14 protein-coding genes and 1 pseudogene are annotated in these 14,644 nt (G+C 41.4%); 2 read left to right on the forward strand and 13 right to left on the reverse strand.

Features of this window, described 5'->3' with window-relative positions; all coding sequences use genetic code 11:
* Positions 1-3: 3 nt before the first annotated feature.
* From G5B06_RS18875 to G5B06_RS01640, 4 genes are all read right to left on the reverse strand, one after another.
* Positions 4-624 (reverse strand): hypothetical protein, encoded by a 621-nt coding sequence (locus G5B06_RS18875; protein ID WP_244092632.1) that lies wholly within the window; start codon positions 622-624, stop codon positions 4-6.
* Complete coding sequence (locus tag G5B06_RS01630) at positions 587-2,536, reverse strand: YgiQ family radical SAM protein (RefSeq protein WP_243278992.1); 1,950 nt, start codon at positions 2,534-2,536, stop codon at positions 587-589. The genes G5B06_RS18875 and G5B06_RS01630 overlap by 38 nt, the downstream gene beginning before the upstream one ends.
* A gap of 71 nt (positions 2,537-2,607) precedes the next feature.
* Complete coding sequence (locus G5B06_RS01635; protein WP_173761687.1) at positions 2,608-3,420, reverse strand: GTP pyrophosphokinase; 813 nt, start codon at positions 3,418-3,420, stop codon at positions 2,608-2,610.
* A 280-nt stretch (positions 3,421-3,700) separates the two neighbouring features.
* Positions 3,701-5,146, reverse strand: coding sequence for an aminoacyl-histidine dipeptidase (locus G5B06_RS01640; protein WP_173771177.1), 1,446 nt, complete (start codon positions 5,144-5,146; stop codon positions 3,701-3,703).
* 80 nt (positions 5,147-5,226) lie between these two features.
* Between G5B06_RS01640 and G5B06_RS01645 the strand changes: the two genes are divergently transcribed.
* Positions 5,227-6,162 (forward strand): hypothetical protein, encoded by a 936-nt coding sequence (locus tag G5B06_RS01645; protein ID WP_173761689.1) that lies wholly within the window; start codon positions 5,227-5,229, stop codon positions 6,160-6,162.
* Here G5B06_RS01645 and G5B06_RS01650 read toward each other — a convergent pair.
* From G5B06_RS01650 to G5B06_RS19565, 5 genes and pseudogenes are all read right to left on the reverse strand, one after another.
* Positions 6,139-6,774, reverse strand: a complete 636-nt coding sequence (locus tag G5B06_RS01650; protein WP_173761690.1) for an ATPase — start codon at positions 6,772-6,774, stop codon at positions 6,139-6,141. The two genes, G5B06_RS01645 and G5B06_RS01650, sit on opposite strands and share 24 nt — an antisense overlap.
* Positions 6,775-6,786: 12 nt before the next feature.
* Positions 6,787-7,281 (reverse strand): pantetheine-phosphate adenylyltransferase, encoded by a 495-nt coding sequence (coaD, locus tag G5B06_RS01655; RefSeq protein WP_148447883.1) that lies wholly within the window; start codon positions 7,279-7,281, stop codon positions 6,787-6,789.
* 15 nt (positions 7,282-7,296) lie between these two features.
* A complete protein-coding gene (gene rsmD, locus G5B06_RS01660) occupies positions 7,297-7,845 on the reverse strand; it encodes a 16S rRNA (guanine(966)-N(2))-methyltransferase RsmD (RefSeq protein WP_173771179.1) in 549 nt (182 codons plus the stop codon).
* Positions 7,842-8,237, reverse strand: coding sequence for a methylglyoxal synthase (locus G5B06_RS01665; protein WP_021976563.1), 396 nt, complete (start codon positions 8,235-8,237; stop codon positions 7,842-7,844). The genes rsmD and G5B06_RS01665 overlap by 4 nt, the downstream gene beginning before the upstream one ends.
* Positions 8,238-8,425: 188 nt before the next feature.
* Positions 8,426-9,061, reverse strand: a pseudogene (locus G5B06_RS19565) (DNA/RNA non-specific endonuclease); the annotation flags it as partial.
* A 419-nt stretch (positions 9,062-9,480) separates the two neighbouring features.
* On the opposite strand from G5B06_RS19565, the gene G5B06_RS01675 reads away from it, so the two are divergent.
* Positions 9,481-9,711 (forward strand): alpha/beta-type small acid-soluble spore protein, encoded by a 231-nt coding sequence (locus tag G5B06_RS01675; protein ID WP_021651493.1) that lies wholly within the window; start codon positions 9,481-9,483, stop codon positions 9,709-9,711.
* Positions 9,712-9,821: 110 nt separating this feature from the next.
* Here the strand turns inward: G5B06_RS01675 and G5B06_RS01680 are convergent, their stop codons facing one another.
* The 4 genes from G5B06_RS01680 to recG all read right to left on the reverse strand — a co-directional run bounded on the left by G5B06_RS01680 (position 9,822) and on the right by recG (position 14,642).
* Positions 9,822-11,060, reverse strand: coding sequence for a hypothetical protein (locus G5B06_RS01680; protein ID WP_173761692.1), 1,239 nt, complete (start codon positions 11,058-11,060; stop codon positions 9,822-9,824).
* A gap of 82 nt (positions 11,061-11,142) precedes the next feature.
* Positions 11,143-11,766 (reverse strand): GDSL-type esterase/lipase family protein, encoded by a 624-nt coding sequence (locus tag G5B06_RS01685; RefSeq protein WP_148447889.1) that lies wholly within the window; start codon positions 11,764-11,766, stop codon positions 11,143-11,145.
* A 186-nt stretch (positions 11,767-11,952) separates the two neighbouring features.
* Complete coding sequence (locus tag G5B06_RS01690) at positions 11,953-12,504, reverse strand: DUF6465 family protein (protein ID WP_173761693.1); 552 nt, start codon at positions 12,502-12,504, stop codon at positions 11,953-11,955.
* A gap of 77 nt (positions 12,505-12,581) precedes the next feature.
* Positions 12,582-14,642: an ATP-dependent DNA helicase RecG gene (gene recG / locus G5B06_RS01695; protein ID WP_173761694.1), complete on the reverse strand. Its 2,061-nt coding sequence runs from the start codon at positions 14,640-14,642 to the stop codon at positions 12,582-12,584.
* Positions 14,643-14,644: the final 2 nt, after the last annotated feature.

Raw genomic sequence — 14,644 nt, forward strand, 5'->3', positions numbered from 1 at the left:
CTCCTACAGACAGATTGCCAGGATTGTATGCTTGATCAGTTCTTCCCTGGAAAGATCCGGATATCGTTCATCCGGTGTGAATTTGATCCCACTTCTTAAAGATTCTTTATGTTCATTCATAGAATCCAGACGTTCCAGATATGGCTTCAGATCTTTAAGAATCTTCACATCTGCTTTATATCCGTTTTTTCGGATAATTTTCTGAGACTGTTCTGCCAGATACGCTGTATCGGCCTTAGGATCGCTGGTGTATCCCACAACGGTATTTCCACATACAGCAACTGCATCCAGATAGCCGCTTTTTTCGTAAAAGGTCATATACATTTCGTAGGCCATAACAAGGTCGCCTGCATGTTTCCGTATTTCTTTGTAAAGTTTTTCGTCCATAGGATGCCGCATCAGAATCATAATCAGACTTACCATGGATTTACATCCTGGAAGACAACCTACAACAGTCAGAACAGTCCATACTGTCATTCTTGTCCCGTTGGCATACCATGCCACGAAAAAAATAAGAAGAGGAAGAGAAAATAACCCGACTGTAATCAGAAACCGGCGTTTTTTCTCACTGCTGAAGTAACCAAAATCACCTTTTTTTGTTTTTCTTTTTCTGGTATCTTTCATGTGCCCCACTCCTTGTCTGTGTTTTTTGTGTCTTTTTCGAAGAAGCAGCAGAATATCTTCGATCGGTATTTGTATTTCTGGTGCCGCTGTTTTTGCCTCCTGTACTCTTTCCACGAAACTCTCTTGGGCGAATCAGGCATTTCGGTCCAAATCCTACCAGATCCATGCGGCCGGTCATTTTAAGACCTTCCAGAATCAGTTCACGGTTTTCCGGATTTTTATATTGCATCAGCGCACGCTGGATTGCCTTCTCATGAGGATTTTTCGGTACATAAACCTTCTCTCCTGTAAGTGGATGAATTCCTGTATAATACATACAGGTGGAAAGTGTAGATGGAGTCGGATAAAAATCCTGCACCTGTTCCGGTGTAAATCCAAGATCCCGGACATATTCCGCGAGTTTCACCGCTTCTTTCATGGTACAGCCCGGATGGGAAGACATAAAGTAAGGAACTGCGTATTGCTGTTTGCCCGTATGGGCATTGGCATTCTCATATGCCTTTAAAAAGCTCTCATAAACGGCATGTTTTGGCTTCCCCATATATTTCAGCACTTCATCCGAAACATGCTCCGGTGCCACACGTAGCTGACCGCTGACATGATACTTTACAAGTTCATTGAGAAAAGTTCTGTCCGGATCAGCCATCAGATAGTCAAAACGGATCCCGGAACGTACAAAAACTTTCTTGACTTTCGGAATATTTCTGACTTTTCTGAGAAGCTGGAGATAATCTTTATGATCTACGGTCAGATTTTTGCAGGGTGAAGGAAACAGACACTGCCGTTCCTTGCAGACACCTTTCGTCAGCTGCTTTTTGCAGGAAGGATGCCGAAAATCTGCGGTAGGACCGCCGACATCATGAATGTATCCTTTAAATTCCGGATCTTCGGTCATCCTTACTGCTTCTCTCACAATAGATTCATGACTTCTTGTCTGCAAAATCCGGCCCTGATGAAAAGTCAGCGCACAGAAATTGCAGCTTCCAAAACATCCTCTGTTACTGGTCAGGCTGAATTTAATCTCTTTCAGTGCCGGAATCCCACCCTCTTTCTGGTACATAGGATGGTACTGTCCTGTATAAGGCAGATCATAGACATCGTCCATTTCCGTCTGAGTCAGAGGCTGTGCAGGAGGATTCTGTATTACATATCCCCGGTTTCCATATGACTCCGCCAGTGGTTTGGCGGTAAAAGGATCTGTATTCCGATACTGTATTGCAAAACTGTCCGCATATGCTTTTTTATCCGATTTCACCGTTTCAAAATCCGGAAGTACCATCGGATCATAAACTCTGCCGAGATCATGGCTTTTAAAGACAGTACCTGCCACATAAGTGATTTCCTGCACTGGAATTCCGCTCTGCAGAGCTTCCGCAATCTCCAGAATCGAATGTTCTCCCATTCCATAGGAAATCAGGTCTGCACCGGAATCAATCAAAATGCTGTGTTTGACCTTGTTTTCCCAGTAATCATAATGTGCCATTCTCCGAAGACTGGCTTCAATTCCACCGAGAATAATCGGTGTATGTTTGTATGTCTGTCGGATCAGGTTGCTGTATACCACGCAAGCCCGATCCGGTCTCAGGCCCATCTTCCCCCCTGGCGAATAGGCATCTGTACTTCTGTGTTTTTTGGAAACTGTATAATGATTCACCATGGAATCCATGTTTCCGGCTGTAACAAGAAAACCCAGGCGCGGTTCCCCGAACACCTGGATACTCTCTTTCTTTCGCCAGTCTGGCTGGGGGATCATTCCAACACGATAGCCTCTGCTTTCCAGAAGGCGCCCGATAATGGCAGATCCAAATGACGGATGATCTACATAAGCATCACCCGTTACATAGACAAAATCCACTTCTTCCCAGCCTCTTGACTTCATATCTTCCCTTGTAACCGGTAAAAAATCCTGCATTTATAATTCCTCGTATGTATGTGTATTGATCTTCTTTCAGATCTGTAAAGCAGACCCTCCCATGCCTTTCACTATATGCTGTGATGCACGGCCTGTGCACGGTAACCTTCCGCAATGATATCCAGCTGCCTGTGGAATCTCTCCAGCTGACGCAGATCCTTGGTTTTAAATACCCGCAGGAATTCATCCTGAATCTTACTGACTTCGCGTTCACTGGAAACCCGGTAAAGATTTTCAATATTACTGAGAATGTCTTTTACCAGATTGGACTGCATCTGAGATGAGTTCTGTGCATCCATAATTTCATTACGCACAGACGACATTTCATGATCCAGTGAGATAATCGCATCAGACGCCTTACTGAGACGCTCTGCCACATGAGGTGGCATATCACCTTTATATTTATATTGAAGAGAATGCTCTATCGTTGCCCAGAAATTCATCGCCATAGTACGGATCTGAACTTCTACCTGAAGCCGTTTCGGACCATTGATTGTTTCTACTGTGTAGTAAAGAATCATGTGATAGCTTCGATATCCACTCTGTTTGATATGAGTCAGATAATTTTTTTCACTTTTTACTTCCATATCGGTTCTTCTGCGGATAATAGCCGCAACCGTATCAATATCCTCCTCAAACTGGCAGATAATCCGAACACCTGCAAGATCTTCTACTTCTGTTTCCATCTTTTCAATAGGAATGTGTTTACGCTGTAATTTCTCCAGAATACTGGAGACGCTTTTTACTCTTCCACTTACCTGTTCAATGGGAGAATAACGATCGTTTTCACGATACTCTTCTATCATATGTTCAAATTTAACTGTCAGTTCCTTCACAGCCAGTTCGTAAGGGCACAAAATACTTCGCCATAACTGTATTTCCATGTTGCTCGCTCCTTATCATCTGCCGTCAGCCTCTTTTTTGTCTTGGTGGCAGCGGCATACATATTTTATTATAACATATGTTTTGAAAGAATAGGGATTCTTTATCAATTTTTTATCAAAAAATTATAGAAAAATTTCTTTTTTTGTGTGATGCATCCACAAATCTATATATATGTAAAAATTTCTATTTTATGAATTTTTTACCCAAAAAAATTTACAACATAAAAATGCCCTGAAGCTTTTTACTTCAGGGCAAAATGACTATCTTCTATGAATACTGTCAGTCTTTCAGATTCTCAAGTACTTTTACAAGATAATTCCATACTCTTTCTGTAGAAGCAATACTTAATACTTCCTCCGATGTATGAATATCTTTCATATCCGGTCCCAGAGATACACAGTCAAGGCCTTCCATCTTTTTGTAGAAAAGACCGCATTCAAGACCGGCATGAATTGCTACCACTTCCGGTTTATGGCCGTACATTTCTTCAAAAATTTCCACCATTTTATCTCTTAACGGAGATTCTTTTCTGTATTCCCATGCAGGATATGCCCCCTGTACCTCATACTCGCCACCAAGAAACTCTGTGAGATATTCGATTTTATCAGACAGTGCTCCACACGCTGCATCAACGGAGCTTCTTACGCTGGAACTTGCAAAAAGCTCGTCCTCATCCAGGCGAAGGATTCCAATGTTGCTGGAAGTTTCTACCAGCCCGTCAATCGTTCCGCTCATTTTCTGAATTCCAAATGGTACATTCTGAAGATAGAATACGATTTTCTCCTGACTTGTCGGATGAAGAACCTGAGATGTAACTGTACCTTCAGCTTTTACTTCGATGGTAATATTCTCATCAGAACCTGTATATTCCTCACGAATCTGAGACTGAAGCTCTTTTGCATAAGTGTTCACGTCTTCCACTGCATCCGTCAGAAACTCAACTGTACATTCTCTTGTAATCGCGTTATCTTTCTGGCCTCCTGCCAGGGAAATAACAGCATAATCTGCTTTTTTCTTAAGGCCATAGAGGAAACGGCCCATAAGTTTATTGGCATTAGCTCTGTTCTTATCAATCTCTGCTCCGGAATGTCCGCCCATAAGTCCACAGATTTTAACCTGAACTTTCTCTCCTTCACCTTCCACACGCTGAACCGGAATATGGCTGATTCCGGAAAGACCACCTGCACAGCTGATCCAGAGGCTTCCCTCTGCCTCAGAATCCAGATTGATAAATCTTCTTCCTTTCAGTACGCTGCAGTCCAGTCCTACTGCACCGAGAAGTCCGATCTCCTCATCAACAGTAAGAAGTACTTCAAGCGGAGGATGTGGAATATCTGTGCTGTCAAGAAGTGCAAGACCATATGCAACAGCAATGCCGTCATCACCACCAAGTGTTGTTCCATTGGCAGTTATATAACCATCTTTTACAGAAATATTTAATCCGTCTTTTGTAAAATCATGCTTTACATTCGGACGTTTCTCGCACACCATGTCCATGTGTCCCTGAATAATTACCGTCGGGGAATTTTCATATCCTGGTGTACCCGGTTTATAAATTACGACATTATTCATTTCGTCCTGCACATATTTAAATCCGTGATCTTTGGCAAATTCTACAAGAAAATCACTGATCTGTTTTGTATTTCCGGAACCGTGAGGAATTTTACAGATTTCCTCAAAATAGTGAAAAACTCTCTTCGGTTCACAATTTTCTAATACTGGCATATTTCTGCCTCCTTTTACTTCATAAATTCATTTATTTCTATAATAATCATATACTGTAAAAAAAGCAAGGCCGGGATTTTATGAAACAAAGAATAATTACTCTTTTCTGTATCTGCCTGCTGCTTTTTCTGCTTGTTCACCCGGAGGAAGCACTTTTAAGTGCAAAAGATGGGATGTCCTTATGGCTTAATGTTATGATTCCTACATTGCTGCCCTTCCTGATTCTTACAGGAATTCTTCTAAAAACCGGAAACATTCCACAGCTTCTTGAACCACTGGCCCCTTTCTGGAAACACTTTTTCGGTATTTCTCCTGCTGGAGCATATGTCCTGATCCTAGGTTTCTTGTGCGGCTATCCCATGGGGGCAAAACTTGCCCATGACCTTTACATAAATCATCAGATTTCACAAAGGGAGGGTGAATATCTGCTTACTTTTTCCTGCAATGCCAGTCCGGCTTTTATATTTTCTTACCTTTCCCAAAATATTCTGGAAGGCAAAATCCCTCCACACTCGCTTCTGCTGATCTTACTGTCTGCAGATTTCGTCTGCATGCTTTTCTTTCGTTTTCTGGTATATCACGGAAATACAGTTAGCTCTGTCAAACCAGAATACAGAAAAAAAGAGACATACCAGCAGGACTCCACAGGAGTCATCCTGGATGTCTCGATCATGAGCGGGTTTGAAACCATCACACGGCTCGGAGGCTATATTCTGATATTTTCACTGCTATTTACCGGTTTTTATCATTACTGGCCATTCTGCAGCCAAAATAAAATCCTGCTTACAAGCCCCATTGAACTTACCACCGGTCTGCATCAAATCGCACAATCCGCCTTTTCATGGAAGATCAAATACATAACTTCCATGACTCTCACCGCATTTGGTGGCTTCTGTGTCATGTTTCAGACAAAAAGTGTACTGGAAGAAAAGCTGTCAATTCTTCCGTACATCTTCGCCAAATGTCTGAATGCCTCACTTGTTTTTCTGTTCTTAGTTCTCTCCAATATCATCTAACAGATCATCATCACTGTCTGCGGATACATTCTCATCATCCTGGAAAGTATTGGAAATGGCTGCTGCCTGTGCAGTCTGTGGTGCAAGCTCCTGACGATTATGGTTAACCACCTCAAGGCAGCTCTGCAGTGCATCGATAAATGCTTTATATTTACCACCTGCATCCTCAAGAGTCTGATTCAGAACAGAACCAATATTCGCCATCATATCATCGGTATATGTGATTGCACTGAGACGAATGCTGTTTGCATCCTGTGTGGCAGAATCAAGAATTTCCTGAGCCTGTTTGTTGGCAGCATTAATTGTTTCATTCGCCTGTGCATATGCTTTCTGCATGATCTCATGCTGTGTAACCAGCTCCTGAGCTTTCGTCTGAGCATCTGCAATCAGACTGTCAGCCTTGGACTGTGCATCCTCAAGGATTGCATCCTTATTACTGATAATCTTCTGATAACGTTTGATCTCATCCGGAGTTTTCAGACGAAGTTCACGTAAAAGCTCCTCAATCTCTTCTTTATTCACTACAATCTTGGTAGTGGAAAGAGGCTGGAATTTACAGCTGTCCACATACTCTTCAATCTCCTGAATAATCTGTTCAATTCTGCTGCTCATAATACACTCTCCTTATTTCTCTGTTTCTCTTTTTTTCAATTTTTCTTCAACTGCTTCCGTAATCTCACGCGGAGCAAATTTGCTCAGATCTCCTCCGAAATTAGCAACCTCTTTCATAATTGTGGAGCTTAAGTATGCATATTCCAGACTGGTCGTGAGAAAAACGGTATCTACATCCGGCGCAAGGACCCGATTGGTCTGTGCCATCTGCAGCTCGTATTCAAAATCCGTGACAGCACGAAGACCGCGAACAATCACCTGGGCATGATGCTCCCTGGCAAAGTTCACAGACAGACCTTCGAATGCTTTCACCTCCACATTCGGGATATCTTTTGTCGCCTTTGCTAGTATCTTAACACGTTCTTCCACAGAAAACAACGGACTTTTTGCAGAATTATGCAAAACTCCCACTATAACCCGGTCAAAAGAAACGCTTGCCCGTTTGATAATATCAAGATGACCATAGGTTGCCGGGTCAAAGCTTCCCGGGTATACTGCTGTTATCATATGTCTGTCTCTCTTTCATTTTTTTAGGAAAACATGCTTATTTGTCTTATATTCCTTAGATCGAACCAGATGATACCCCAGTTCTTCTACATAGGAAAAATCTGTGTGAAGATCTTCCTCCACAATAATCAGCGTGTTCTCATCTGCAAGAGTACTGTCAGCCAGATATTCAAGAACCGGCTGTTCCAGATGCTGTTCATACGGAGCATCCATAAAAATACAGTCAAACGGTTCTCCGCCTTCCAGCGAACGCAAAGCCTGCAGTACATCCATGTTCAGCAGTTTACCACCTTCAGAGAGTTTTGTAAATGAAAGATTTTCGAGGATACATGCACATGCTTTGGGATTTTTCTCCACAAACACAGCATAATCAGCGCCGCGGCTTAAGGCCTCAATGCCAATCGCGCCACTTCCGGAAAACAGATCCAAAAAACGGCACCCCGGTATTTCAGGCTGGAGAATGTTAAAAAGAGTTTCCTTAATACGGTCTGTCGTGGGTCTTGTATCATTTCCGGGAATTGTTTTTAAATTTAATCTACGTGCTTTTCCTGCTATTACTCTCATTTCAGATTTAATCTCCAATCCAGATCACCACGGGCCAGTCCAAGGATTAAAAGCTCCGCAGTGGCAATATTTGTAGCAACCGGAATATTATACTGGTCGCAGCGTTTGACAATACTCATGATGTCCGGCTCTGCCGGATCCATCATAACTGGATTATAAAACAGGATAACCATATCCAGATCCTGTCTTTCCACCATTTCCATAAACTGTTTATCTCCGCCTATACTTCCGGCAAGAAACTTATGAACGTGAAGGCTGGTTGCTTCCTCAATTCTTCTTCCTGTTGTTCCGGTTGCATATACTTCATGTTTGGCAAGGATATTCTTATATGCAATACAGAAGTCTTCAATCAGAACTTTCTTACTGTTATGTGCAATAATTCCTAAATTCATAATTCACCTCTCCATTCTGCCCTCGGGTTACATCCCTTTTCTCCCCCACATATCGGTAAAATCATATAACTCTATAAATGATTCTAGCATAACGCCCAAAAAAGTGCAATTTAATTCATATAAATTCATGGAAAATTAATATTTTCTATTTCCAGCCACAGGATTCTGTAAATTCAGGACTGCAGCCAGCTGTTTCCAGTGAGATAATCAATCTCAATTCCCGGCTGTACGTTGTATACAAAAACATGAAATTTTACTTCTGAATCATTCACAGATTCCGCTTCCATCTCCACTCCTCTTGCCACCAGTTCCTCTCCTTTGAAAACCGGAGTAACCCGGTACATACATGGATTACCAGTACTGTGTACATAATCCGCCACTTCATTTTCAAAAGGAAGCATTCCGGTTACATTGAGATATCGGGTTCCGGTAATCAGATTTTTCCTGTTTGCATTTTCACCAGTAAGCTGATACCCCAGAAGATGGCAGCGATTATAAAGATATTTTCCATCTATATTGTCATATTTTACGGTATGCCATCCGGTCGGTTTAATCATTCCGATCGCACCACGTTCTTCTGTCGGCATCAGTTCCGGAGTGATTTTGGACTCCGCATATCCACATCGGCCAAGGGAATCCAGCTCACTGTAAAATTCATAAACCGGTCCGTTCTTTTTTTCGGTAGAAAAATCCGGAATATTTCCATTAACTTCTATATAAGGACTGCCGCTGTATTCCGGAATATTTCCCGAAGAAATTCCCTTCTCCTGTTCTTCTGTCTGTTTCCCTTTCTGGTTCAGTGTTTCACGGACTGTATCAGAAATCGTTTCGGATATGTTTTCTGAGAAATTTTTTGCGTTTTCTTCTATATATGTAAGAAAAACAGTGCCAAACAGTTCACCCTGTTTTTTTGCATCTTCCAGAGTGTGTGGCGGAACCCATCCATTACACAGAGCAATTGTAATACAAAGTACAACTGCGGTTATCATATTTTTTACAGGTTGTCTTTTTCTTTTTCTCTTTTTCCTGTATGTGGGATATCGTTTCTTTTTCAAAGTGTCCCCCTTTATTTCCTCTGACAGATATTATATGCACTGTAAAAAGTATTATAACCTTCCGTTTCAGCAAAAACAACCATACATTCGATTTTTATTTTTCCTTTAACTGCCAGTGTATTATTTTTGTTATTTCATATACTAGCACTGTAACATCAAACCAAACACAACCAAGGAGGAAATGAATTATGCCAAGTAATACTTCTTCTAACAAAGCAGTTGTACCGGAAGCAAAAGGCGCACTTGACCGTTTTAAATACGAGGTAGCAAACGAGCTGGGCGTTCCGCTTACAGATGGATACAACGGAAACCTGACCTCCAAGCAGAATGGATCTGTTGGTGGATATATGGTCAAAAAAATGATTGAAGCGCAGGAACGTCAGATGTCCAGCGGTTCCCAGGGCGGCCAGCAGTATTAATCGTTCCGGGGATTTTAAGTAGATCTGTTTCCATGCAGAACTAAACACTTATACAAAAAAAGATGCTGTGTGACAGAGGTATTCCTGCCAGACAGCATCTTTTTTCTTATTCAGGATCTCTCAGGAGCTCTTTTTCCGCAAAAGGATGTAAAATAAAACAAAATCGCCAGACAACTGACGGCCAGCTCCCGATGTGTAAAAAAGGAATGGATATATGAATGGTTACTCATTATAAAATACCACACAAATGGCATACATGCTATAATTATAAAGACACTGTTACTGATAAAATTTATTTTATCAGTTTTTTTCTGAACACACCGGATCAACAGATAAACTACAAAAATCAATACCAGAACCAGTATTATTTTGGGAGAATTGGAAATATTTACTTTCCAGACATCCATATGTGTCCATGTATCATTACCGTTACTGGTAGATACACGAAAAGCAGCGGTATCTACTGCATTTTTAAGTACATTTTCACGAAGGATCAGACTTGAAATCAGCCACTTCGAGGCCCACATTCCTCCATAACCGATTCCCCATGATAACGTATAGCCCACCATATTCTTCCATTTCCCAAAACATCTGGAATTTTCGTCTGATATGATCGCAAAACATAGCAAAAATCCTACGCTTACCAACGGATATGTTAAAAGATCCAGATATGCAGTTACGATCCCGGAAAACAAAAACAGCAGTCCATATTGAGCATGAAAATTTTTTTCATATTTCAGCATGACCAGAATTTCCAGCAGTACCGGAATAAAAACTGTGGAAAACTGGAGAGATTTTCCCACTATATTTAAAGGAAAAAACATCAGCGTGATCAGAAATGGAAAGATATATCTGTTCCTGCCTTTTTTCTGCATAAGAAGACAAATCCAGACTATCAGCAAAAGATCCGTAAAAATAATCAGACTCCTTATTTGCTGATAATTAAAAACTTCCAGAAGAAGTTTAAGTGGGACAAGATATCCATGCCAGTACCTTGCATAAGATACCGATTTAGCATCTTTATCGTTCCTGTGTTCCAGCCAGGTTACAGCATATTTATCAGAATTTCTTTTTTTATAATTTCCGAAGGCCTTCTGAAGCAGCGGATACTTACTGTCATAGGATGCCATATTCAACATTATTGCATCGGTATAATTATCCCTCATTGTTCCCAAAATTCCAGGAGTCTCCACCGGATAATTCCCTTCTTCTGTCAAAACGGCCACAGATTCTTCCACATGTTTGTCTATGGATCTTTGCGGCAACGCGTAAGCAGCGGCCAGCAAAAAACTTCCACCTATAACAGAACATAAAAAAGCTGTAATATATGTAAATAAAGTTTTCTTCATATACCTGTTCTCCTTCAATTTAATACTTTATAATAGTATCATATTATTCACATTGACACAAGGAGACAGTATATTTGGTTTTCTACAGCAGTTTCTGTAATTTCCTGTACACTACTTCTGCAAATTTTTTATGTCCTTCCGCATTAAGATGTTCCTGATCTGCCTCACAGCACTTGACATGATCGGCGGCCGGAAGAAATTCAATTTGCCGGTCCCTGGCTATTTTTTCATAAACAGGCTGGAGATTTCTGGAAACAGTTACCGATTCTCTGGAAAACTCCTGGTCATATTCCTCCTGCCACACCTTTTTCCCAAGATAAATCGGTGATATCAGAAGAACTTCAGCTTTTGGTGCATATTCCTGAATCTGATCCAGAAGACGGCTGATTCCCTTTCCGATCACGTCTGCCGATGCGCCAAATACCGTTTTGCAGTCATTGGTTCCCAGCATCAGAGTGATTACATCTACCTGGGCATGTGTTTCCAGCAATGTGGGCAGAAGTGCCGTGCCTTTTCTTCCATCACGGAGAGGATCTTCAAAAACTGTTGTCCTTCCGCAAAGTCCCTCTTCAATAATCCTGTATTCTTCCTGATTCAGTTTTTCCTGAAGAAGACTGGTCCAGCGCACACCCCATGGAAGTCTTTTTCTGCTTTCGCCATCATATCCCCAGGTATTGGAGTCTCCAAAACATAATATCTGCTTCATCTTTATATCCTCTTTTTCATATATGTTTACTATGTTTATTGATGTAGCTATCGTATCATGGCTTTTCCAGTTCGTCAAATATATAAAAGAAATAGCCTGCTATAGTTGTTCGCTATAGCAGGCTATCCGATATACTCATAAAATGTATACGTTCGTTCAAACAGATCATTAAATTGTCAATTCTGATCAGAGACCAATAAATCCTGTAACATCTCCATTAATTACATAATGAGCTCCATTATCTTCCGGTTTGATATAAATCTTGAGATCTTTCAGATCAGAAGCTTTTTTGCCCATATCATCTGTCCAGATCTTTCTGATCCGGTCAGCAACTTCGGAAGTATGTATCTCTTTACCCCAGTACTGAACATATACTTCTGTAACTGTCTCTGTTTTTTTAGCAGTTGTTTTTCTTGTTGTTGTTTTAGCAGCTGTCTTTGTGGTTTTCTTTGCTGTTGTTGTTTTTCTTACTGTTTTCTTTGCAGCAGGTTTCTTTGCCGGTTCTTCCACCTCGGCAGCAACTGGCTTCTCTTCAACAGTTTTTGTTTCTGCTGGTTTTGTTTCTACTGGTTTTTCAGCTGCTTTTGTCTCTACAGAAACTTTTGCATCGTCTGTTTTCGGTGTTTCAGCCTTAACGGCATTCTCTTCGGATGTGGTTACTACAGATTTTGCAGGAGTCTCACTTACTGAAGCCGTTTTTACAGTTGTCTTGGTTGCAGCTTTCTTTGTTCTAGCCATTTGATAGCCTCCTTACAAGGGATTTGTTAATCTTTTCTCGAAGTTAAGGATATCACTTTTCATGACTTAACGCAAGATCAGATACCGAGATTTTCCAGATCTTCACTCATATAATCAAGTAACCGTGCTTTTAAAAGTTCATGTTGCGGCAGACACAGATCGAAATCCAATGCCAGAATTTCTCCTGCTGTTTCACTTGCATCTTTTAATATACCGGCATCATTGTAGATATCACCAATCTTAAATTCCATCAGTCCGCTTTGACGAATTCCAAAAAGATCTCCCGGACCACGAAGTTTCAAATCTTCTCCGGCAATAAAAAATCCGTCATTGGATTCATTCAGAATTTTCAGTCGTTTGGAAGTATCTTCTTCATTGTTTCCCTGAATAAAAATACAGTATGACTGATGTTCCCCACGTCCTACGCGCCCACGAAGCTGATGAAGCTGAGCAAGTCCAAAACGTTCTGCATTTTCCACCATCATGACCGTCGCGTTTGGTACATTGACCCCGACTTCTACAACGGTTGTGGATACAAGGATCTGGATTTCTCCTGACGCAAAAGATTCCATAATCTTATTTTTTTCTTTTGGTTTCATCTTTCCATGCAGAATTTCTATACGGATATCTTCCGGCAATGCTTCCCGGAGTTTTTCTGCATAATCCGTTACATTTTCCGCATCCAGCCCTTCACTTTCTTCAACCATGGGGCAGATTACATAAGCCTGCCTTCCTGCATGGACTTGTTTTTCTATAAAAGAATACGCTTTCGGACGATAGGCTGTTCCTACTACACAGTTTTTGATCGGGAGACGTTTGGCAGGAAGTTCATCGATAATGGAAATATCCAGATCTCCATACAAAATAATTGCCAGCGTTCTTGGAATTGGTGTCGCACTCATAACCAGAACATGTGGAGGATTCCCCCTGGTTGTCAGTGCTTCTCTCTGCCGAACACCAAATCTGTGCTGTTCATCTGTAATCACAAGACCAAGATTCTTATATTCTACTTTTTCCTGAATCAGAGCATGGGTTCCAATAATAATATTAACTTCTCCGTCTGCAATCTTCTGATAGATCTCCCGTTTCTGTTTCGCTGTTGTCGATCCGGTCAGAAGTACAGGACGACAGGAAGTAATCTTCTGTTCTTCCATCAGATTCAGAAATCCCTCATAATGCTGATTCGCAAGTACTTCTGTAGGCACCATCAAAGCACTTTGAAAACCATTCTCTGCCGAAAGTATCATCGCAAGAAATGCAATCACCGTTTTTCCACTTCCGACATCTCCCTGTACCAGCCGTGACATCAGCTTATGGCCGCTCAAATCTCTTTCAATCTCATGCCATACATTTTTCTGAGCATTTGTCAGTTCATAGGGCAAACCTTCTATGATTTCCTCCGTCGTCCATACCGGTTTCATGGGAAAAGTATTCAAAGCCTCTTCTGTTTTTTCTTTCAGAAGCTGCACTGCCAGCACAAAAAGAAGAAACTCATCAAACACCAGTCTTTTTCTCGCAGTAAGCAGTTCCTGCATATTTTTCGGAAAATGTATAGTACGTACCGCAAAATTATCATCTGCCAGCTGATAACGTTCCCGGATCTCTTCTGGCAAATATTCGGTTTTCAAAGGCCGTGTGTCAAGAACCTGATGAACCAGCTTCGTGATTGCCTTATTGGAAAGCCCTTTGGTCAGTGCATACACCGGTTGCATACTGTGAACAATCTCTTCATACGCTGCAGGGGTGAAAATTTCTGGATGTTCCATCTGCAGACGACCTTTTTTGCGGATAATCTTTCCGCGTAAAATAAATACACTGCCCTTTTTCAGACTTCCTCGCAAATACGGCGCATTAAACCAGGCAACTGGAAGACGCCCGCTCTGATCCGCCACGGTTGTAGAAAGTACCTGCAGATTACGTACCTGATTAATATAGAGACTGCCAGTTATTGTTGCACGGATGGAAACTGTTTTTCCTTCCTCTGCCGTCCCAATCTCAACCGGCTCTTCATATACATCGTAAGTTCGCGGATAATAACGGAGAAGCTCCTCCACTGTCGTAATTCCGATCTTCTGGAAAAGCTTCTCTGTTTTATCACCCACGCCTTTTAATTCACGTAAAGGTGTTTTATCATTCATTT

The organism is Blautia luti (assembly GCF_013304735.1).
In the GTDB taxonomy this organism is placed as follows: domain Bacteria; phylum Bacillota; class Clostridia; order Lachnospirales; family Lachnospiraceae; genus Blautia_A.

What these genes read in the sequence shown, in the direction of transcription:
- G5B06_RS01680 (WP_173761692.1), bottom strand. Translation starts at nt 11,060, where the DNA reads ATGAAGAAAACTTTATTTACATATATTACAGCTTTTTTATGTTCTGTT.
- coaD (WP_148447883.1), bottom strand. Translation starts at nt 7,281, where the DNA reads ATGATAACAGCAGTATACCCGGGAAGCTTTGACCCGGCAACCTATGGT.
- G5B06_RS01630 (WP_243278992.1), bottom strand. Translation starts at nt 2,536, where the DNA reads ATGCAGGATTTTTTACCGGTTACAAGGGAAGATATGAAGTCAAGAGGC.
- G5B06_RS01665 (WP_021976563.1), bottom strand. Translation starts at nt 8,237, where the DNA reads ATGAATTTAGGAATTATTGCACATAACAGTAAGAAAGTTCTGATTGAA.
- G5B06_RS01690 (WP_173761693.1), bottom strand. Translation starts at nt 12,504, where the DNA reads ATGGCTAGAACAAAGAAAGCTGCAACCAAGACAACTGTAAAAACGGCT.
- recG (WP_173761694.1), bottom strand. Translation starts at nt 14,642, where the DNA reads ATGAATGATAAAACACCTTTACGTGAATTAAAAGGCGTGGGTGATAAA.
- G5B06_RS01645 (WP_173761689.1), top strand. Translation starts at nt 5,227, where the DNA reads ATGAAACAAAGAATAATTACTCTTTTCTGTATCTGCCTGCTGCTTTTT.
- G5B06_RS01685 (WP_148447889.1), bottom strand. Translation starts at nt 11,766, where the DNA reads ATGAAGCAGATATTATGTTTTGGAGACTCCAATACCTGGGGATATGAT.
- rsmD (WP_173771179.1), bottom strand. Translation starts at nt 7,845, where the DNA reads ATGAGAGTAATAGCAGGAAAAGCACGTAGATTAAATTTAAAAACAATT.
- G5B06_RS01635 (WP_173761687.1), bottom strand. Translation starts at nt 3,420, where the DNA reads ATGGAAATACAGTTATGGCGAAGTATTTTGTGCCCTTACGAACTGGCT.
- G5B06_RS01640 (WP_173771177.1), bottom strand. Translation starts at nt 5,146, where the DNA reads ATGCCAGTATTAGAAAATTGTGAACCGAAGAGAGTTTTTCACTATTTT.
- G5B06_RS01650 (WP_173761690.1), bottom strand. Translation starts at nt 6,774, where the DNA reads ATGAGCAGCAGAATTGAACAGATTATTCAGGAGATTGAAGAGTATGTG.
- G5B06_RS01675 (WP_021651493.1), top strand. Translation starts at nt 9,481, where the DNA reads ATGCCAAGTAATACTTCTTCTAACAAAGCAGTTGTACCGGAAGCAAAA.
- G5B06_RS18875 (WP_244092632.1), bottom strand. Translation starts at nt 624, where the DNA reads ATGAAAGATACCAGAAAAAGAAAAACAAAAAAAGGTGATTTTGGTTAC.